This window comes from Citrobacter braakii (assembly GCF_009648935.1).
GTDB lineage: Bacteria > Pseudomonadota > Gammaproteobacteria > Enterobacterales > Enterobacteriaceae > Citrobacter > Citrobacter braakii.
On record NZ_CP045771.1, the window covers coordinates 1,637,548 to 1,657,329 of the forward strand.

Consider the following 19,782-nt stretch of genomic DNA (forward strand, 5'->3'; position numbering starts at 1 on the left):
AAAGACAAACCCCCGAATGTAGGATCATGGTGCGGAGGCAATGAAGAGATTCTGGCGAAGTCAGCGTGGAAAAAAACAACGCTAAAATGAGTTTCATTACGGAACGCTGACGTTATTTTTTGTTCCGAAATGAAACTTAAAAAGGCGGGGAATGATCATAATGCGAGCTCGCTCGACTTTTTTCTCCTGCGATCAGCGCCGCTCATACGGCGCAGCCAGCCTTTTTTTGCCGGTTTTAATACAACTGCATGAGTAAAAGAGGAACTGAGCTTCGTGTTTGCCGGAGATTTGGGGGTAAATGTACGGATCGGGATCGCAAACCTTATCATTTTTGTGGATAAGCGTTCCAGAATGGAACGTGCGTCGTTTTTATCTGTTTCATATCAGAACAAAATGACGAAAGATTTTTTTGTTCACGCCTCGCCATACAGTTATTGCATCGCTCCGGTACCTCCTGTTTTTGCCGACAGCAACAGGCCAAACAGGTTAACGCCAGGGCTCACCATGTAAAAACATGTACTTATTTGAGGATGAAAGGAATGCTAAAAGTTATTCAATCTCCAGCCAAATATCTCCAGGGCCCTGACGCTTCCACCTTATTTGGTCAATACGCTAAAAATCTGGCGGACAGCTTTTTCGTGATTGCGGATGACTTCGTGATGAAGCTGGCGGGAGAGAAGGTACTCAATGGCCTGCACAGCCACGACATTAGCTGCCACGCAGAACGCTTCAACGGTGAATGCAGCCATATTGAAATTAATCGCCTGATTGCCATTCTGAAACAGCACGGTTGCCGCGGCGTGGTTGGGATTGGCGGCGGGAAAACGTTGGATACCGCCAAAGCGATTGGTTACTACCAGAAGCTACCGGTGGTGGTGATCCCGACTATCGCCTCTACCGATGCGCCAACCAGCGCGCTGTCCGTTATCTATACCGAAGCCGGTGAGTTTGAAGAGTATCTGATCTACCCGAAAAACCCGGATATGGTGGTTATGGACACCGCAATCATTGCCAAAGCGCCGGTACGCCTGCTGGTGGCCGGGATGGGCGATGCGCTCTCAACCTGGTTTGAAGCGAAAGCCTGTTATGACGCCAGAGCGACCAGCATGGCGGGCGGACAGTCCACCGTAGCGGCGCTGAGCCTGGCGCGCCTGTGCTATGATACCCTGCTGGCGGAAGGCGAAAAGGCACGCTTTGCCGCGCAGGCTGGCGTGGTGACCGATGCGCTGGAGCGTATTGTCGAAGCGAACACTTACCTCAGCGGCATCGGCTTTGAAAGCAGCGGTCTTGCAGGGGCGCATGCTATCCACAACGGTTTTACGATTCTGGAAGAGTGTCACCATTTGTACCACGGTGAAAAAGTCGCCTTTGGTACGCTGGCGCAGCTGGTGCTGCAAAACAGCCCGATGGAAGAGATCGAAACCGTGCTGAATTTCTGTCAGAAAGTAGGCCTGCCGGTAACGTTAGCGGAAATGGGCGTGAAAGACGACATTGACGGCAAGATCATGGCCGTAGCCAAAGCGACCTGCGCAGAAGGTGAAACCATCCACAATATGCCGTTCCCGGTGACGCCTGAGAGCGTACATGCCGCGATACTGACGGCAGACCTGCTGGGACAGCAGTGGCTGGCGCGTTAATCAGTCGTCGGTAAGTTTTTATCCGGCATCTTCTCCCCCCTCTGACAGTCTCTGCCGGAGGGGTTGTCTATGGTAAAACAGCGGAAAGGGATATGACGACGCACACTCAGGACATTGGGAAGGAAGTCTCTTCGGTCATTGCCCAGTCATGGCATCGTTGCAGCAAGTTTATGCAGCGGGAAACCTGGCAGGCGCCGCATCAGGCGCAGGGCCTGACCTTTGAGTCGATCTGTCGTCGCAAAACGGCGCTGCTGACGATTGCTCAGGCCGCGCTGGAAGATGCCTGGGAGTTTATGGACGGCCGTCCGTGCGCGCTGTTAATTCTGGATGAATCGGCCTGTATTCTCAGCCGTTGCGGCGATCCGCAGACGGTGGAGCAACTGGCGGAGCTCGGTTTTCGCGACGGCAGCTACTGTGCAGAAAGCATTATTGGCAGTTGCGCGTTGTCGCTGGCGACGATGCCGGGGCAGCCGACAAAAACCTCTGGCGATCAACACTTTAAACAGGCGTTGCATCCGTGGTCGTTCTGCTCTACGCCAGTATTCGATAACCATGGTCGACTGTTTGGCTCCATCTCGCTGTGCTGTCTGGTAGAGCATGAGTGCGTTTCTGATTTATCCCTGACGCTGGCGATTGCCAGAGAAGTCGGCAACTCATTGCTGACTGACAGCCTGCTGGCTGAATCCAACCGCCATCTGAACCAGATGTACGGGCTGCTGGAGAGTATGGATGATGGTGTGATGGCCTGGAACGAACAGGGCGTATTGCAGTTCCTCAATGCGCGCGCGGCGCTGCTTTTGCATCTCGACGCGCAGGCCAGCCAGGGGAAGAATATTAACGACCTGCTCAATCTCCCCATGCTGCTGCGTCGGGCGATCAAACATGCCCGCGGCCTGAATCATGTCGAAGTCACCTTTGAAAGCCAGCACCAGTTTGTTGATGCCGTCATCACCCTGAAACCGATTGTTGAAGAGCAGGGCAACAGCTTTATCCTGCTGCTGCATCCGGTGGAGCAAATGCGTCAACTGATGACCAGCCAGCTCGGCAAGGTGAGCCATACCTTTGAGCAGATGTCGACAGACGATCCAGAAACCCGACGTTTGATCCACTTTGGTCGTCAGGCGGCGAGGGGAAGTTTCCCGATCCTGCTGTGCGGGGAAGAGGGCGTCGGTAAAGAGCTACTGAGTCAGGCCATTCACAATGAAAGCGAACGCGCCAGCGGGCCGTATATCGCCGTGAACTGTCAGCTGTATGCCAACAGCGTACTGGGGCAGGATTTTATGGGCAGTGCGCCTACTGATGATGAAAACGGTCGGCTGAGCCGTCTTGAACTGGCGAACGGCGGCACGCTGTTTCTGGAAAAAATTGAATATCTGGCGCCGGAGTTACAATCCGCGCTGCTGCAGGTGATTAAGCAGGGTGTTTTAACCCGCCTGGATGCCCGGCGGCTGATTCCGGTGGATGTCAAAGTGATCGCTACCACCACGGTTGATCTCGCTAATCTGGTGGAGCAAAACCGCTTTAGCCGTCAGTTGTATTACGCGCTGCACTCTTTTGAGATCGTAATCCCGCCGCTGCGGGCGCGGCGTAACAGTATTCCATCGCTGATTTATACGCGGTTGAATAACCTGAAAAAACGCTTTTCATCCAGCCTGAAGATCGACGACGACGCGTTGGCACAACTGGTGGCCTATTCGTGGCCGGGTAATGATTTTGAGCTGAACAGCATTATTGAAAACATCGCTATCAGCAGTGATAACGGCCATATTCGGCTGAGCAATCTGCCGGATTATCTGTTTGCCGAACGCCCTGGTCTGGAGACGGCATCTTCACTGCTGCCCGCCAGCCTGACTTTTACCGCCATCGAGAAAGAGGCGATTATCCATGCCGCCCGCGTGACCAGTGGGCGTGTTCAGGAGATGTCGCAACTGCTGAATATTGGTCGCACCACCTTGTGGCGTAAGATGAAGCAGTACGACATTGATGCCAGCCAGTTTAAGCGCAAACATCTGGAGTAGTTTCTTCGATTCTGGCCATCGAGAACAGCGCATCCGACAGCCGGTTGATATAACGCCTGGCCTCATCGCGTAACGTCAGCGTTCTGCCCATCGCGATGAGGATCCGCTCCAGCCGACGCGTCAGGGTTCGCGTAACGTGCAGTTGTGCCGATGCCAGATTTTTCCCCGGAATAACAAACTCTTTGAGCGGGCCGCTTTGCGCCATATTGCGGTCAATAAGCTGCTCCAGCGCCTGAATATCCTCTTCGCCAATACGCTGTTTTAAGCGTGTGAGTCCTTTCTGATCGCTGGCGAGTTCCGCCCCCAGTACGAACAGCATCTTCTGCATAGCGTGCAATTCCTGGCGTAGCTCGGCCTGGCGCGTGCTGGCATAGCAGACGCCAAGCTGGGAAATCAGTTCATCCACCGTGCCGTAGGCCTCAACGCGGATGTCGTCTTTATTGATACGGCTGCCGCCAAACAGCGCGGTCGTGCCGTTATCGCCGGTTCGGGTATAGATGCGGTACATTTATTTTATCTCGCTGAAGGGAAGAACTTTAACCAGTTGACCTGCATTGGCGCCGAGCGTGCGGATCTGTGCTGTCCCGGCGCGGGTATGCCCGCAGACCAGCGCCCGATCCTCGGGCAACTGGGCATGGGTTAAGGCAATATCACCGGTGGCGTTGAGACCGAGACCCACGCGCAGCGCCGAACTTTTGGCCGCCAGTTTGCCGAGCGCCAGCGCGCAGTCATGATCGTCGCAACAGATTGCCCGGCAGGGAACGCCTTGCTCTTCCAGCCCCCAGCACAACTCGTCAAGCACGCGAGTACCCTGCCAGCGTGAGTGATAAAACAGGTGTACGCCCGGTGATGAAAGTAACATTGCGCCCCCTGCGTTATCAGAATGCCTGACGGAAGATCTCGGCAATTTCTTTCTCGTTCCCTTTGCGCGGGTTGGAGAAGGCGTTACCGTCCTTCAGTGCCATTTCCGCCATATACGGGAAATCGGCTTCTTTGACGCCCAGATCGCGCAGATGCTGCGGAATACCGATGTCGGCGGAGAGGCGGGCAATAGCATGAATGGCCAGCTCGGCGGCATCCATGGTGGAGAGTCCGTCAGTGTTTTCGCCCATAAACTCTGCGATGTCGGCAAATTTTTCCGGGTTAGCGATCAGGTTATAGCGCGCTACGTGCGGCAGCAGTACGGCATTCGCCACGCCGTGCGGCATATCGTAAAGACCGCCAAGCTGATGCGCCATCGCGTGAACGTAGCCGAGGTTGGCGTTGTTGAAGGCCATACCCGCCAGCAGGGAGGCGTAGGCCATGTTCTCGCGAGCTTTCAGGTTGCTGCCCAGCGCCACGGCCTGGCGCAAGTTACGGGCGATCAGGCGGATCGCCTGGATAGCGGCAGCGTCGGTGACCGGGTTGGCATCTTTGGAAATGTAGGCTTCCACGGCGTGGGTCAGGGCGTCCATCCCGGTGGCCGCAGTCAGTGGGGCTGGCTTGCCGAGCATCAGCAGCGGATCGTTAATAGAGACCGAAGGCAGGTTGCGCCAGCTGACAATCACAAACTTCACTTTGGTTTTGGTATTGGTCAGCACGCAGTGGCGGGTGACTTCGCTGGCGGTCCCGGCAGTGGTATTCACCGCAACGATCGGCGGCAGCGGGTTGGTCAGGGTTTCAATCCCGGCATAGCTGTAGAGATCCCCTTCGTGAGTCGCCGCGATACCGATGCCTTTACCGCAATCATGCGGGCTACCGCCGCCAACGGTAACGATGATGTCGCAATGCTCTTTCCGAAAGACCTCCAGGCCGTCGCGCACGTTGGTGTCTTTGGGGTTTGGCTCAACGCCGTCAAAAACCACGACGTCAATACCGGCTTCACGCAGATGCGTGAGGGTTTTATCTACCGCGCCGTCTTTAATTGCCCGCAGACCTTTATCAGTGACCAGCAGCGCTTTTTTACCGCCCAACAGTTTACAGCGTTCGCCGACCACGGAAATAGCATTGGGGCCAAAGAAGTTCACATTTGGCACCAGGTAATCAAACATACGATAGCTCATAATATACCTTCTTAGATTTAAATTATAATTCAGAGAAACAATTCAATGCGGTTTCTGCTAATAATCTGTCTTGTTCGACGGTACCGCCACTTACGCCAACGGCACCGATTAATTTGCCGTTTAATATGACAGGTAAACCGCCGCCAAAAATAACAATTCGTTGTTGATTGGTGAGCTGCAAGCCATATAGAGAGGCACCTGGTTGTACCGCATCGGTAATTTCATGGGTACCCTGTCGCAGGCAGCAGGCGGTATAAGCTTTATTAAGAGAGATATCACAGCTGGTGACAAACGCGTCGTCCATACGTTGCATTAGCAGCGTGTTCCCGCCGTGATCCACCACGGAAAACACCACCGGAACGTTGATTTCAAGCGCTTTAGCCTCGACGGCCTGCGCCATTTTCTTTGCAGCCGCCAGCGTAATAGTGGCGATTTGTTGGCTCTTATTCACAGTCTCTCCTGAAAAGGTTGTAGGGCTGAGGTCACGAAAATATCGCGCAACAGCTATTTTTATCATTGGCTTTATCTTATTTTCTCGCCCCGCGTTATTAAGTCAATAGGGTGGGGATTTCAAAAATATTACGTTCAGTTTCCTGTTGTGGCGTTTATTGATAATGATCATTTAACCTCGTCACAATTCACGGTGAATATTCCTGAGCCGCGTTTCAATATGAAACGATGGTTTTTTATTACGTGCCAAATTGGAACGAAATTAATTTTATTTTTTTATTGTCCTGCTCATTTAGAGTTCGGCTATTGCTGATGAAAGGCGAATGCCGGGTGTTGTGTCCCCGGCAATACGGCCCGGCGTCCCTATTTTTTATCTTTTGAGTCCATAAACTATGAGAAGATCAAAACGATTCGAAGTGCTTGCCCAGCGGCCTGTAAATCAGGATGGGCTAATTGGCGAATGGCCTGAAGAGGGGCTGATCGCAATGGAAAGCCCTTACGATCCGGCTTCGTCGGTGAAGGTGGAAAATGGTCGTATTGTTGAGCTGGACGGCAAGAGCCGCGCCGAGTTCGACATGATTGACCGGTTCATTGCCGATTACGCGATTAACGTGCCCGAGGCCGAGCGCGCCATGCAGCTCGACGCGCTGGAGATCGCCAGAATGCTGGTGGATATCCACGTCAGTCGGGAAGAGATCATTGCCATTACGACTGCCATCACCCCGGCGAAAGCGGTGGAGGTGATGGCGCAAATGAACGTGGTGGAGATGATGATGGCGCTGCAAAAAATGCGCGCCAGACGCACCCCCTCCAATCAGTGCCACGTGACCAACCTGAAAGATAACCCGGTACAGATTGCTGCCGACGCTGCTGAAGCGGGGATCCGTGGCTTTTCCGAACAGGAAACAACGGTCGGGATCGCCCGCTATGCGCCGTTTAACGCCCTGGCGCTGCTGGTGGGGTCCCAATGCGGTCGCCCCGGCGTGCTGACGCAATGCTCCGTTGAAGAGGCCACAGAGCTGGAGCTGGGAATGCGCGGGCTAACCAGCTACGCCGAAACGGTGTCGGTATATGGCACGGAATCGGTGTTTACCGATGGCGATGATACGCCGTGGTCAAAAGCGTTTCTTGCCTCGGCGTATGCTTCTCGTGGCCTGAAGATGCGCTACACCTCCGGCACCGGCTCGGAAGCGCTGATGGGCTATTCCGAAAGTAAATCGATGCTTTATCTGGAGTCGCGTTGCATTTTTATCACCAAAGGCGCGGGCGTACAGGGGTTACAAAACGGTGCGGTCAGCTGTATCGGCATGACCGGCGCTGTGCCGTCGGGGATTCGCGCGGTGCTGGCGGAAAACCTGATTGCCTCGATGCTCGACCTTGAAGTGGCCTCCGCCAATGACCAGACCTTTTCCCACTCCGATATTCGTCGTACTGCTCGCACCCTGATGCAGATGCTGCCGGGCACCGACTTTATCTTCTCCGGCTATAGCGCGGTACCGAACTACGACAACATGTTTGCCGGGTCGAACTTCGACGCTGAAGACTTCGATGATTACAACATTCTGCAACGCGATCTGATGGTTGATGGGGGCCTGCGCCCGGTCACGGAAGAGGAGACAATCGCCATCCGCAATAAGGCCGCGCGCGCCATTCAGGCGGTGTTCCGCGAACTGGGCCTGCCGCTGATTAGCGATGAAGAGGTGGAGGCCGCCACTTACGCTCACGGCAGCAAAGATATGCCCGCGCGCAATGTGGTGGAAGATTTGGCTGCCGTGGAAGAGATGATGAAACGCAATATCACCGGGCTGGATATTGTCGGCGCGTTGAGTTCCAGCGGCTTCGAAGACATCGCCAGCAATATCCTCAACATGCTGAGGCAGCGTGTTACTGGTGATTACCTGCAAACGTCGGCCATTCTGGATCGTCAGTTCGACGTCGTCAGCGCCGTTAATGACATCAACGATTATCAGGGACCCGGCACCGGCTATCGCATCTCTGCCGAACGTTGGGCGGAAATTAAAAATATTGCGGGCGTGGTTCAGCCCGGCTCGATCGAATAAGGCGGTACACAGTGGAATGCACAACTGAACGTAAGCCGGTTTTCACCTTGCAGGTGAGTGAAGGCGAGGCGGCTAAAGCGGACGAACGCTTGGATGAAGTCGTGATAGGCGTCGGCCCGGCCTTTGATAAGTATCAGCACAAAACATTGATTGATATGCCGCACAAAGCGATTTTGAAAGAGCTGGTTGCCGGCATTGAAGAAGAGGGGCTGCATGCACGGGTGGTGAGGATTCTGCGCACCTCGGATGTTTCATTTATGGCATGGGATGCGGCAAATCTCAGCGGTTCTGGCATCGGGATTGGTATCCAGTCGAAAGGAACCACGGTGATTCATCAGCGCGATCTGCTGCCTCTGAGCAACCTTGAGCTGTTCTCTCAGGCTCCGCTGCTGACGCTGGAAACCTATCGCCAGATTGGTAAAAACGCCGCGCGCTATGCACGTAAAGAGTCGCCTTCGCCAGTGCCAGTGGTTAATGACCAGATGGTACGCCCCAAATTTATGGCCAAGGCCGCGCTGTTTCATATCAAAGAAACCAAACACGTAGTGCAGGATGCTGCGCCTGTCATGCTGCATATTGCACTCGTAAGGGAATGACCATGAACGACAACATCATGACCGCGCAGGATTATCCATTAGCGACCCGCTGCCCGGAGAAAATCCAGACTCCTACCGGCAAACCGCTAACCGAGATTACCCTTGAGAATGTGCTGGCGGGCCGCGTAGGTCCGCAGGATGTGCGTATTTCTCAGCAAACCCTGGAGTACCAGGCGCAGATTGCCGAACAGATGCAGCGTCACGCCGTGGCGCGTAATTTCCGTCGTGCGGCGGAGCTTATAGCAATCCCGGATGCCCGTATTCTTGAAATTTACAACGCGCTGCGGCCGTTTCGTTCTTCGTTCGCCGAGCTTCAGGCCATTGCCGATGAACTGGAACATACCTGGCATGCCACGGTGAACGCCGGGTTTGTCCGCGAGTCGGCAGAGGTGTATCAGCAGAGAAACAAGCTGCGTAAAGGCAGCCAGTGACGGAGGTTGTATGCCGTTAATTGCTGGGATTGATATCGGCAACGCCACCACCGAAGTGGCGTTGGCGCAGCATGGCCGGTTTATCGCCAGCGGGATTGTCGCCACGACCGGTATGAAAGGTACACGGGACAATATTGCCGGGGTGGTGGCCTCCCTGCAGCAGGCGCTGAATAACACCCTATGGTCGCTTCAGGACGTGGCGAAAATCTGCATCAACGAGGCGGCACCGGTGATTGGCGATGTGGCGATGGAAACCATCACTGAAACCATCATTACCGAATCAACAATGATTGGGCATAACCCGCAAACGCCCGGCGGCGTTGGCGTGGGAATGGGAACTACCATCGCCGTGGAGAAGCTGGCGGCGTTGAGCGAAGATCGGTTTACCCAGGGCTGGATCCCGCTGGTCGGTGAGGAGAAGGATTTCCTCGAGGCGGTTTGGTTTATCAATGAAGCGCTGGATCGCGGGGTCAACGTGGTAGCGGCGATCCTGAAAAAAGATGATGGCGTGCTGGTGAACAATCGTCTGCGTCGAACAATGCCGGTGGTAGATGAAGTCACCCTGCTGGAGAAGGTGCCGGAAGGTGTGCTGGCGGCGGTGGAAGTGGCGGCCCCAGGACAGGTGGTGCGAGTGCTGTCGAATCCTTATGGCATCGCGACCTTCTTTACCCTGACGCCCGAGGAAACGCAAACTATCGTCCCCATCGCCAGAGCGCTAATTGGCAACCGTTCCGCCGTGGTGCTGAAAACCCCGCAGGGTGATGTGCGCTCAAGGGTGATCCCGGCGGGTAAGATCTTTATCCGCGGCGAAAAGCGCGGCGGTGAAGCCGACGTAGCGCAAGGCGCACAGGCCATTATGCAGGCGATGAGCACCTGTGCGCCCGTGTGCGATATTCGTGGTGAAGCAGGTACGCATGCAGGCGGTATGCTGGAGCGGGTGCGTAAAGTGATGGCCTCGCTGACCGGTCACGACATGAACGCGGTGTATATTCAGGATCTGTTGGCGGTGGATACGTTTATTCCCCGCAAGGTGCAGGGCGGTATTGCCGGGGAGTGTTCAATGGAGAACGCCGTTGGCATTGCGGCGATGGTGAAATCCGATCGCTTACAGATGCAGGCCATCGCCAGTGAGCTGAGCGCCCGTTTAAACATCCCGGTTGAAGTCGGCGGAGTGGAGGCCAACATGGCTGTCGCCGGTGCGTTAACAACGCCCGGATGTGCTGCACCGCTGGCGATCCTCGATTTAGGCGCAGGCTCCACCGATGCCGCCATTATCAATAGCGATGGCGTTGTGAAAGCGGTCCATCTGGCTGGCGCGGGGAATATGGTCAGCCTGTTGATTCAAACCGAGCTGGGCTTAAGCGATCCGTTTCTGGCGGAGGAAATTAAAAAATACCCGCTGGCAAAAGTGGAGAGCCTGTTCAGCATTCGCCACGAGAACGGCGCGGTGGAGTTTTTTCGCGAACCGCTCAGTCCGTCAGTGTTTGCCAAAGTCGTTTATCTGAAAGACGGCGAGCTGATCCCGGTAGATAACCAGACCTCGCTGGAAAAAATTCGGTTGGTGCGCCGACAGGCCAAAGAGAAAGTTTTTGTGACCAACTGCCTGCGCGCTTTACGCCAGGTGTCACCCGGCGGCTCTATTCGCGATATGACTTTTGTGGTGCTGGTGGGCGGCTCCTCGCTGGATTTCGAAATCCCGCAGATGATCACCGACGCGCTGGCGCATTACGGCGTGGTTGCCGGACAGGGCAACATCCGTGGTACCGAAGGGCCGCGTAATGCGGTAGCGACCGGGCTGGTTTTGGCCGGGATAGCGAATTAATCGTGCAGAAAACAGCCGCCGCAAGCGTTTAGCTGCGGGGTAAATCAAATAAAGGTGATGTTCTCTTTGATATCCCGGCGGAGTTGGGTACATAGTATAAATGTGTCTCTCACGTGGTTAATTTTAAGGATAAGAGCATGCCAACAGCAATTGAGAAAGCATTGGATTTTATTGGTGGTATGAACACTTCGGCGTCAGTACCCCATTCAATGGATGAAAGTACCGCTAAGGGAATCTTAAAGTATTTGCATGACTTAGGTGTGCCAGCAAGTCCGGAAGCTGTGATGGCACGGGGTGAGCAGGAGGGATGGAATCCCGAGTTCACGAAAAAAGTGGCCGGATGGGCAGAAAAAGTGGCCTCCGGTAACCGCATCCTTATCAAGAACCCAGAGTATTTTTCAACCTATATGCAGGAGCAGCTCAAAGAGCTAGTTTGAGCTGACTATCGAATCAAACTCTAACGGACGTTTCCATCTCTGGATGGCAACGTCCAGAGGGGGACAGTGACAAGCTTGTTGCTGGACAGAGGCATCCCGTAATATATCTTCAGGCCCCGCCTGCCGTATTCTTCCCGGCTCTTATTTCACATTTTGGTGCGAACAGATATTGATTTGTTCCAGCAGGAATCCTTTTGGCTCGCGCCAACAGCTACGGAAGAACCCCCAAAAAAAAGGACCTGCGATTTCTCGCAAGTCCTTGAATCTTGGTGGCCCCTGCTGGACTTGAACCAGCGACCAAGCGATTATGAGTCGCCTGCTCTAACCACTGAGCTAAGGGGCCGTGGCGGTGGATTATAAAGTAACTCCGCGTTGCAATCCAGACATAAGCGTACGGATGCTGTTTTTATAAACAATGTATTTTCAGTCCGTTATACTTGTTCCTCTGATGTATTGATGGGAGTAATTATGGTTAAGGACATACTGGCGCCGGGGCTGCGGGTGGTGTTTTGCGGCATCAATCCGGGGTTGTCTTCCGCAGGTACAGGATTCCCCTTTGCACATCCCGCTAATCGCTTCTGGAAGGTCATCCATCAGGCGGGATTTACCGATCGCCAGCTCAAACCCGAAGAGGCACAACACCTGCTGGACTTCCGTTGCGGGGTGACTAAATTTGTCGACAGACCGACGGTGCAAGCCAATGAAGTGAAGCTACAGGAGATGCGCAACGGCGGTCGTAAGCTCATTGAGAAAATAGAAGAGTATCAGCCTGCTGCACTCGCAATCCTTGGGAAGCAGGCATTTGAGCAGGGCCTCAGCCAGCGTGGGGCGCAGTGGGGAAAACAAACGCTGACTATTGGCGCGACGCAAATATGGGTTTTGCCGAATCCCAGCGGGTTAAGCCGGATTACGCTGGATAAACTGGTGGAGGCGTATCGGGAAGTGAATGACGCCCTGGCCAGGCGGGGACTATAAAGAAAAACGCCACCTTGCGGTGGCGTTTATGCTTATGCGGCGAGATTAATCGTCGAGGAAGCTACGCAGCACTTCAGAGCGGCTCGGGTGGCGCAGTTTACGCAGCGCTTTCGCTTCGATCTGACGGATACGTTCACGGGTAACGTCGAACTGTTTACCGACTTCTTCCAGCGTGTGGTCAGTATTCATATCGATACCGAAACGCATACGCAGAACTTTCGCTTCACGGGCGGTCAGGCCAGCCAGAACGTCGTGCGTTGCGGCACGCAGGCTCTCGGTGGTAGCAGAATCCAGCGGCAGCTCGAGGGTGGTATCCTCGATGAAATCACCCAGATGCGAATCTTCATCGTCGCCGATCGGCGTTTCCATGGAGATAGGCTCTTTAGCGATCTTCAGCACTTTACGGATCTTGTCTTCCGGCATCAGCATGCGTTCAGCCAGCTCTTCTGGCGTCGGCTCGCGGCCCATCTCTTGCAGCATCTGACGGGAGATACGGTTGAGCTTGTTGATGGTCTCAATCATATGTACCGGGATACGGATGGTACGTGCCTGATCCGCGATCGAGCGGGTGATCGCCTGACGGATCCACCAGGTTGCATAGGTAGAGAACTTGTAACCACGACGGTATTCAAACTTATCAACCGCTTTCATCAGACCGATGTTACCTTCCTGAATCAAATCCAGGAACTGCAGACCACGGTTGGTGTATTTCTTGGCGATAGAGATAACCAGACGTAAGTTCGCTTCAACCATCTCTTTTTTCGCACGGCGGGCTTTCGCTTCACCGATGGACATGCGACGGTTGATGTCTTTAACCTGCTCGATGGTCAGGCCGGTTTCTTCTTCAATCTGCTGCAGTTTCTGCAGTCCGCGGTGAACATCATCTGCCACGTCGTGCAGTTTTTCAGACCACGGTTTGTTCATCGCGATTGCCGCGTTGAACCAGGTTTCGCTGGTTTCGTTGCCAGTGAACAGGGTGATGAAGTTTTTCTTCGGCATTTTGCACTGCTCAACGCAGAGCTTCATGATCAGACGTTCCTGAGTACGCACGCGGTCCATCATGACGCGCATGCTGTTTACCAGGTAGTCGAACTGCTTCGGCACCAGGCGGAACTGTTTGAACACTTCAGACAGCTTCTGAATTTCTTCCTGCGCGGCAGCATGGCTGCGGCCTTTCGCTTTGATGGTGTCGCGAGTGATTTCGTACTGAGTACGCAGTTCACCGAATTTTTCACGCGCTAATTCAGGGTCGATGCTGTTGTCGTCATCGCTGCTGTCGTCGTCATCTTCTTCATCTTCGTCTGCATCGTCATCCATCTCTTCCTGAGAGAGTTCAGAACCGACGTGTGTCGCCGTTGGCGCCATGTCTTCTTCCGCGTTCGGATCGACAAAGCCGGTGATCAGATCGGAAAGACGCGCTTCTTCAGCTTCTACACGATCGTATTGCTCAAGCAGATAGGTGATGGCTTCCGGGTATTCGGCAACGGAGCATTGAACCTGGTTAATCCCGTCTTCGATGCGTTTAGCGATGTCGATTTCGCCTTCACGGGTTAACAGTTCAACGGTACCCATTTCACGCATGTACATGCGGACCGGGTCAGTTGTACGACCGATTTCGGACTCAACGCTGGACAGAACCTGGGCAGCCGCTTCTTCCGCGTCTTCATCGGTGCTGTTGGAGGTTTCAGCAAGCAGCAGATCATCGGCATCAGGTGCTTCTTCCATCACCTGAATACCCATGTCATTGATCATTTGGATGATGTCTTCGATTTGATCTGAATCGACGATATCTTCCGGCAGATGGTCATTGACCTCGGCATAGGTCAGATAGCCTTGCTCCTTACCACGTTGGACAAGTAGCTTCAGCTGTGACTGCGGGTTTTGCTCCATAAGACGGTATCCACACTTAATTCGTTTGATTGGTGTTGGGCGGTAAAACCGCCAACGGCAAAACGAGGGCATACTTATATTTTGCCGCTGCCTCTCCGTGCGGCTGTCGGGGGCTTCCCGAGCGATATTCGGCAGTTAAGCCGTTAAATACTTTTGTCTTTCTGTTATTTCTTGGCCAGTTCCTGGTTCAGCGTCCAGAGTTCCCGGCGTTCTTCGCTGCTTAAACCGTGTGTGCGCTCACGAGCTATCAACTCTTCCTGGCGCAGCTCAAGCATCGAATCAAACATATGGTTGAGTGAGTCGGTGAAGGTTTTTTCTGCGATATCTTTATCTGCTATATCGTCCCACATCGACAGTTTTTCAAGGGTCGCAGCATCATTTGTGCCACGATAGTGTTCTAAAAGTTGTCCGGTGGTCAGACCTGGCTGAGCCAGACAAGTGTTGACCAGTTCTCTGAATAAGCCAAGTCCAGGCAGTTTATTGCTATCCAGTGCGCCTAACGGCGGAACCAGCGGGGCGAGACCCGGGTTCTGTACCAGCAACCCTATAAGTATACGCATGGTCGTACGTTTTAGCTGTGGAACAGGGCGGGAAGCCCCATTTTCTGCCAGTTTTGGCATTAAACGTTCAAGCTGACTGTCATCCAGAATGCCGAGCTTGTTTCCCAACTCCTGTCGCAGATAAATGCGTAACGTTTCGCCTGGTACCTGAGTAATCAGCGGTAATGCCAGCGTGCTGAGCTGTGCGCGTCCGTCCGGGGTACTCAAATCCACCTGCGGCATCAGGCTGTTAAATAAAAACGCGGAGAGTGGCAGCGCCTGCTCCATCCGGGCTTCAAAGGCCTCTTTCCCTTCTTTACGCACCAGCGTATCGGGGTCTTCGCCGTCAGGTAAAAACATAAAGCGTAGCTGGCGTCCGTCTGTCATATAGGGCAGTGCGGTTTCCAGCGCGCGCCATGCTGCGTCGCGTCCGGCACGGTCACCGTCGTAACAGCAAATTACGTTGTTCGTCGCGCGGAACAACAACTGGATGTGATCGGCGGTGGTTGACGTCCCAAGGGATGCCACAGCGTAGTTAATGCCGTATTGCGCCAGCGCCACCACATCCATATAGCCTTCTACCACTAACAGGCGCTGCGGATCGGCGTTATCCTGCTGGGCTTCATAAAGGCCATACAGCTGGCGACCTTTATGGAAAATATCGGTTTCCGGGGAGTTGAGATACTTCGGCAGGGCATCGCCCAGCACGCGTCCACCAAAACCAATGACTCGACCACGTTTGTCGCGGATGGGGAACATCACCCGTTCGCGGAAGCGATCGTAACTGCGTCCCTGATCGTTGGTGACCAACATTCCCGCATCGACCAGCGATTTACGATTCTCAGCATTGCCGCCAAACCGTTTCAGGACGTTGTCCCAGCCGGGGGGCGCAAAACCAATAGCAAAACGGGTGATCACGTCGCTACTTAATCCTCGCTTTTCCAGGTACTGGCGCGCGGGGGTAGCGGCGGGTTGCATCAAAGACTGTTGATAAAAAGTGTTCAGGCCGTCCATCAATTGATAAAGGCTTTGCCGTTGATGGCGCTCTATCTGACTAGGGCCACTGCCTGCTTCATAGGGCACTTCAAGGTTGTGCATTGCGGCCAGTTCTTCGACGGTTTCCACAAACTCGAGCTTGTCGTAGTTCATGAGAAAGTCGACGGCGTTGCCATGTGCGCCACACCCAAAGCAGTGATAAAACTGTTTCTCACCGTTTACGGTGAAAGAGGGGGTTTTTTCGTTATGGAACGGACAGCACGCGTGATAATTTTTGCCCTGCTTCTTCAGCTTTACCCGCGCGTCGATGAGATCGACAATGTCGGTTCTTGCCAGCAGGTCATTTATAAATACGCGTGGAATTCGTCCAGCCATATGCCCCGTTTATTTTTTTATGACTTATATACACAAAATCATTCAAGATGCTTCAAGACGGCAAGGGAGCGAATCCTCAGGAGCGTACATCAGTACGTGACTGGAGGGAACGACTGCAGCCAACGCAGAGGCAGCTTGAATGATGACGCGTATAAACGAAAACAAGCCGCGCATTCCTTCCGGAAGCACGGCCTTACAACTACAACTCTGTCTGAATTGAGAGCCTTGGCTCTCAATGGATTAGTACAGACGAGTACGGCGTGCGTTTTCGCGAGCCAGTTTCTTCGCGTGACGTTTCACAGCAGAAGCTTTAGCGCGCTTACGTTCAGTAGTCGGTTTTTCATAGAACTCACGACGACGAACTTCCGCCAGAACACCTGCTTTTTCGCATGAACGCTTGAAGCGACGCAGTGCTACGTCGAACGGCTCGTTTTCACGTACTTTAATTACCGGCATGTAACTCTCACCTTTATAAATTCGGTTTGCCGCTGGCATCAACGCCAGCTTATTTCAAAATGGTGCGGAATTTTACTGCAATTGCTGCTGCTTTGTAAAGCACCGACGCGATTTTGAAAGGGACTTTTATAAGGATAAGGAGTATACACGAGCGGAACTCCTGGGGCGAACAAAGTTTTACATCAACCCGCATTGGTCCTACACTGCGCGGTAATAGAGCGAGGTAAAACAAGTCATGCGTGTACTGGGTATTGAAACATCCTGCGATGAAACCGGCATCGCCATTTACGACGATGAAAAAGGTCTTTTAGCCAACCAATTGTATAGTCAGGTGAAATTACACGCTGACTACGGCGGCGTAGTGCCAGAACTGGCCTCGCGCGATCACGTACGTAAAACCGTACCGCTGATCCAGGCCGCGCTGAAAGAAGCGGGACTGACGGCAAAAGAGATTGATGCGGTGGCGTATACCGCAGGTCCTGGTCTGGTTGGCGCGCTGCTGGTCGGCGCAACCGTAGGACGTTCGCTGGCGTTCGCCTGGGGCGTACCGGCAATTCCTGTACACCATATGGAAGGGCATCTGCTGGCGCCGATGCTGGAAGATAATCCCCCTGCTTTCCCGTTCGTTGCGCTGCTGGTTTCCGGCGGTCACACGCAACTGATCAGCGTCACCGGTATTGGGCAGTATGAATTGCTGGGTGAATCGATAGATGATGCCGCCGGTGAAGCGTTCGATAAAACGGCCAAGCTGCTGGGGCTGGATTATCCTGGCGGCCCAATGCTGTCAAAGCTTGCATCGCAAGGCGTTGAAAAACGCTTTGTCTTCCCGCGCCCGATGACCGACCGTCCGGGTCTGGATTTCAGTTTCTCCGGCCTGAAAACTTTCGCCGCGAATACCATTCGTAATAACGAAAATGACGATCAGACGCGTGCAGATATCGCCCGTGCGTTTGAAGATGCTGTGGTTGATACGCTGATGATCAAGTGTAAACGCGCGCTGGATCAAACCGGTTTTAAACGTCTGGTGATGGCGGGGGGCGTGAGCGCTAACCGTACGCTGCGTGCAAAACTGGCCGAGATGATGCAAAAGCGTCGTGGCGAAGTGTTTTACGCGCGTCCGGAATTTTGCACCGATAACGGGGCGATGATCGCCTACGCGGGCATGGTGCGTTTTAAAGCGGGTGCAACGGCGGATCTTGGCGTGACCGTGCGTCCTCGCTGGCCGCTGGCGGAATTACCGGCGGCATAAGTACATAATATTGTAGGCCCGGTAAGCGTAGCGCCACCGGGCAATACTCTACTCCCGCAGCATCCCTTTCTCTTCCAGAAACGCGATAATTTTTTCCAGACCTTCTCCGGATTTTAAATTACTAAACGTCCACGGACGCTCGCCGCGCATGCGTAGGGTATCGCGCTCCATCACCTCCAGCGAGGCGCCCACGTAAGGGGCCAGATCGGTTTTATTGATCACCAGAAAATCAGATTTGGTGATCCCCGGGCCACCTTTACGCGGGATCTTCTCACCTTCGGCAACGTCGATCACATAGATCGTCAGATCCGCTAATTCCGGGCTGAAGGTGGCGCTCAGGTTATCGCCGCCGCTTTCCACAAAAATCAGATCCAGATTGCCGAATTTCTCGCTCAGCGCCTCTACGGCGGCCAGATTCATCGATGCATCTTCACGGATAGCGGTATGCGGGCAACCGCCGGTTTCCACGCCGACGATCCTGTCTGGCTCCAGTGCGCCAGCCTCGGTGAGAATGCGCTGATCTTCTTTGGTATAGATATCGTTGGTCACCACCGCCAGTTGATAGCTGCTGCGCATGGATTTGCATAACGCTTCCAGCAGCGCCGTTTTGCCGGAGCCAACCGGGCCGCCAACGCCCACGCGCAGGGGATGCTTGTTGTTACTCATTTTTTCTCCTCAGGAGCGGAATAATCGGGAATATTGGGTTTCATGCCGGGCAGATGCGATGGCCGCCAACGGCGTTGCTGAGCCGAGGCTGGCGTCAGGACACGCCAGCGCCTGTGCCAGACCTTGCGCATACCGATTGCAGAGCGCAATGATCAAACGCTGGGCCGCCTGCTGCCCAAAAGGGACCAGTTTGACGCCAGCCATCACTGCGCTCTCAATCCAGCTGTAGCCGAGGCTTAACGCCAGCTCGGTCAGGGGGATTTTCCAGCGCACGCCCAGCCAGGCCATACCGCAGAGTTGGCTGTCGACAAAGAGCGCGCGCCACTCCCGCGAGCAATCTGCTTCCCAGTCGGTGACCAGCCGCGTAAACGCAGAGCCCCGACTGCGTTCTTCATCCCGAAGTTCGCGGGTTTCCCGACAGGCCAACAGGTAAGCGCTCCAGCGGTGTGCTGCAGCCAGATCGTCCTGCTCGCAGGCGCGATACAGTCTCGCCAGTAGCGGTAGGTCGACGGTAAAGAAGTTCTGCTCCATCTGCTGGATTTGCCAGTCAGAGAAGTCATCGGCGCTTTTCACCCAGCCGATTTCAACCGCCCACTCCAGACCCTGGGACCAGGTAAACGACCCCACCGGGAGAGCGCTGCTGGCGAGCTGCATCAGACGCAGCTGTTGGATGTTATGCATCAGTGCGCATGGGCGTGATGATGCCCGTGTGATTCACTGGCATAAGCGCCTGCTTCCGGTTCAAACGGTAGTTGAGCGAACGTCACCTCCAGGCTGAACTGGCGCAACATGGCGTCCAGCACATGATCGTGATGGTAGCGCAACTCATCCGGCAGAATTTGCAGTGGAACGTGGCGATTGCCGAGGTGATAACAGGCTTTAGCGAGCAGGAAAGGATCGGCGCAGCGCACCACGGAAACTGACTCCGGCGCGGCGATCACTTCGATCACCTCGCTGCCATCTTCGGTGGTCAGCAGGTCACCACTGCGTAACAGCAAACCGCGCGGAAGCATTAGCCCGGCTTCGCGACCGTCGTTCAACGTCACTCTGGCACGGCTTTTTACTCGAATATCAATGGGTAGCGTGACGCTTGCGGTGACGCGGTGGGCGTGGTCAAGGCGTTGGGTCAGGTAGATCATCGTC

Annotated in this window: 19 protein-coding genes and 1 tRNA gene; 9 read left to right on the forward strand and 11 right to left on the reverse strand. The window is 54.3% G+C overall.

Translation table 11 applies throughout. The features are described from left to right. Positions 1-539 precede the first annotated feature (539 nt). Positions 540-1,637: a glycerol dehydrogenase gene (locus tag GFC06_RS07675; protein ID WP_016154586.1), complete on the forward strand. Its 1,098-nt coding sequence runs from the start codon at positions 540-542 to the stop codon at positions 1,635-1,637. 92 nt (positions 1,638-1,729) lie between these two features. Further along, positions 1,730-3,655 carry a dihydroxyacetone kinase operon transcriptional regulator DhaR gene (dhaR, locus tag GFC06_RS07680; RefSeq protein WP_153689994.1) on the forward strand — a complete coding sequence of 642 codons (1,926 nt, stop codon included), beginning with the start codon at positions 1,730-1,732 and terminating at the stop codon, positions 3,653-3,655. Here dhaR and GFC06_RS07685 read toward each other — a convergent pair. From GFC06_RS07685 to GFC06_RS07700, 4 genes are read right to left on the reverse strand one after another with little or no spacing between them, the layout of a single operon-like run. Then, positions 3,633-4,163: a cob(I)yrinic acid a,c-diamide adenosyltransferase gene (locus GFC06_RS07685; RefSeq protein ID WP_153689995.1), complete on the reverse strand. Its 531-nt coding sequence runs from the start codon at positions 4,161-4,163 to the stop codon at positions 3,633-3,635. The two genes, dhaR and GFC06_RS07685, sit on opposite strands and share 23 nt — an antisense overlap. Continuing rightward, complete coding sequence (locus GFC06_RS07690) at positions 4,164-4,517, reverse strand: glycerol dehydratase reactivase beta/small subunit family protein (RefSeq protein WP_016157512.1); 354 nt, start codon at positions 4,515-4,517, stop codon at positions 4,164-4,166. 16 nt (positions 4,518-4,533) lie between these two features. After that, positions 4,534-5,697: a 1,3-propanediol dehydrogenase gene (gene dhaT / locus GFC06_RS07695; RefSeq protein WP_016157511.1), complete on the reverse strand. Its 1,164-nt coding sequence runs from the start codon at positions 5,695-5,697 to the stop codon at positions 4,534-4,536. A 22-nt stretch (positions 5,698-5,719) separates the two neighbouring features. Continuing rightward, positions 5,720-6,148 carry a GlcG/HbpS family heme-binding protein gene (locus GFC06_RS07700; RefSeq protein WP_003828504.1) on the reverse strand — a complete coding sequence of 143 codons (429 nt, stop codon included), beginning with the start codon at positions 6,146-6,148 and terminating at the stop codon, positions 5,720-5,722. Between the two features lie 391 nt (positions 6,149-6,539). On the opposite strand from GFC06_RS07700, the gene GFC06_RS07705 reads away from it, so the two are divergent. The 5 genes from GFC06_RS07705 (at position 6,540) to GFC06_RS07725 (ending at position 11,493) form a co-directional block, all read left to right on the forward strand. Further along, positions 6,540-8,207 (forward strand): propanediol/glycerol family dehydratase large subunit, encoded by a 1,668-nt coding sequence (locus tag GFC06_RS07705; RefSeq protein WP_016154580.1) that lies wholly within the window; start codon positions 6,540-6,542, stop codon positions 8,205-8,207. Positions 8,208-8,218: 11 nt separating this feature from the next. Beyond that, a complete protein-coding gene (locus GFC06_RS07710) occupies positions 8,219-8,803 on the forward strand; it encodes a propanediol/glycerol family dehydratase medium subunit (RefSeq protein WP_153689996.1) in 585 nt (194 codons plus the stop codon). Between the two features lie 2 nt (positions 8,804-8,805). Further along, entirely contained in the window at positions 8,806-9,234 is a 429-nt protein-coding gene (locus GFC06_RS07715; protein ID WP_016154578.1) for a diol dehydratase small subunit, read from the forward strand. A gap of 10 nt (positions 9,235-9,244) precedes the next feature. Continuing rightward, complete coding sequence (locus tag GFC06_RS07720; RefSeq protein WP_153689997.1) at positions 9,245-11,056, forward strand: diol dehydratase reactivase subunit alpha; 1,812 nt, start codon at positions 9,245-9,247, stop codon at positions 11,054-11,056. 113 nt (positions 11,057-11,169) lie between these two features. After that, positions 11,170-11,493 carry a DUF1889 family protein gene (locus GFC06_RS07725; protein ID WP_071524484.1) on the forward strand — a complete coding sequence of 108 codons (324 nt, stop codon included), beginning with the start codon at positions 11,170-11,172 and terminating at the stop codon, positions 11,491-11,493. 267 nt (positions 11,494-11,760) lie between these two features. Here the strand turns inward: GFC06_RS07725 and GFC06_RS07730 are convergent. Further along, positions 11,761-11,836 (reverse strand) — tRNA-Ile (locus GFC06_RS07730). Between the two features lie 125 nt (positions 11,837-11,961). Here GFC06_RS07730 and mug point away from each other — a divergent pair. Further along, positions 11,962-12,468 (forward strand): G/U mismatch-specific DNA glycosylase, encoded by a 507-nt coding sequence (mug, locus tag GFC06_RS07735; RefSeq protein ID WP_103767095.1) that lies wholly within the window; start codon positions 11,962-11,964, stop codon positions 12,466-12,468. Positions 12,469-12,513: 45 nt separating this feature from the next. On the opposite strand, the gene rpoD is transcribed toward mug, so the two are convergent. The 3 genes from rpoD to rpsU form a co-directional block, all read right to left on the reverse strand. Then, positions 12,514-14,358, reverse strand: a complete 1,845-nt coding sequence (gene rpoD, locus GFC06_RS07740) for an RNA polymerase sigma factor RpoD (protein ID WP_016154549.1) — start codon at positions 14,356-14,358, stop codon at positions 12,514-12,516. A gap of 164 nt (positions 14,359-14,522) precedes the next feature. Continuing rightward, positions 14,523-16,268 carry a DNA primase gene (gene dnaG, locus GFC06_RS07745; protein ID WP_019077713.1) on the reverse strand — a complete coding sequence of 582 codons (1,746 nt, stop codon included), beginning with the start codon at positions 16,266-16,268 and terminating at the stop codon, positions 14,523-14,525. A gap of 240 nt (positions 16,269-16,508) precedes the next feature. After that, positions 16,509-16,724, reverse strand: coding sequence for a 30S ribosomal protein S21 (rpsU, locus tag GFC06_RS07750; RefSeq protein WP_001144069.1), 216 nt, complete (start codon positions 16,722-16,724; stop codon positions 16,509-16,511). Between the two features lie 235 nt (positions 16,725-16,959). Here rpsU and tsaD point away from each other — a divergent pair, with 235 nt between their 5' ends. Continuing rightward, positions 16,960-17,973, forward strand: coding sequence for a tRNA (adenosine(37)-N6)-threonylcarbamoyltransferase complex transferase subunit TsaD (gene tsaD / locus GFC06_RS07755; RefSeq protein WP_003024694.1), 1,014 nt, complete (start codon positions 16,960-16,962; stop codon positions 17,971-17,973). Between the two features lie 48 nt (positions 17,974-18,021). Here the strand turns inward: tsaD and ureG are convergent, their stop codons facing one another. From ureG to ureE, 3 genes are read right to left on the reverse strand one after another with little or no spacing between them, the layout of a single operon-like run. After that, complete coding sequence (ureG, locus tag GFC06_RS07760; protein WP_016154547.1) at positions 18,022-18,639, reverse strand: urease accessory protein UreG; 618 nt, start codon at positions 18,637-18,639, stop codon at positions 18,022-18,024. Positions 18,640-18,648: 9 nt separating this feature from the next. Next, on the reverse strand, positions 18,649-19,320 hold the full coding sequence (locus tag GFC06_RS07765) for an urease accessory protein UreF (protein ID WP_153689998.1): 672 nt from the start codon (positions 19,318-19,320) through the stop codon (positions 18,649-18,651). Continuing rightward, a complete protein-coding gene (gene ureE / locus GFC06_RS07770) occupies positions 19,320-19,778 on the reverse strand; it encodes an urease accessory protein UreE (protein ID WP_016157501.1) in 459 nt (152 codons plus the stop codon). The genes GFC06_RS07765 and ureE overlap by 1 nt, the downstream gene beginning before the upstream one ends. Positions 19,779-19,782: the final 4 nt, after the last annotated feature.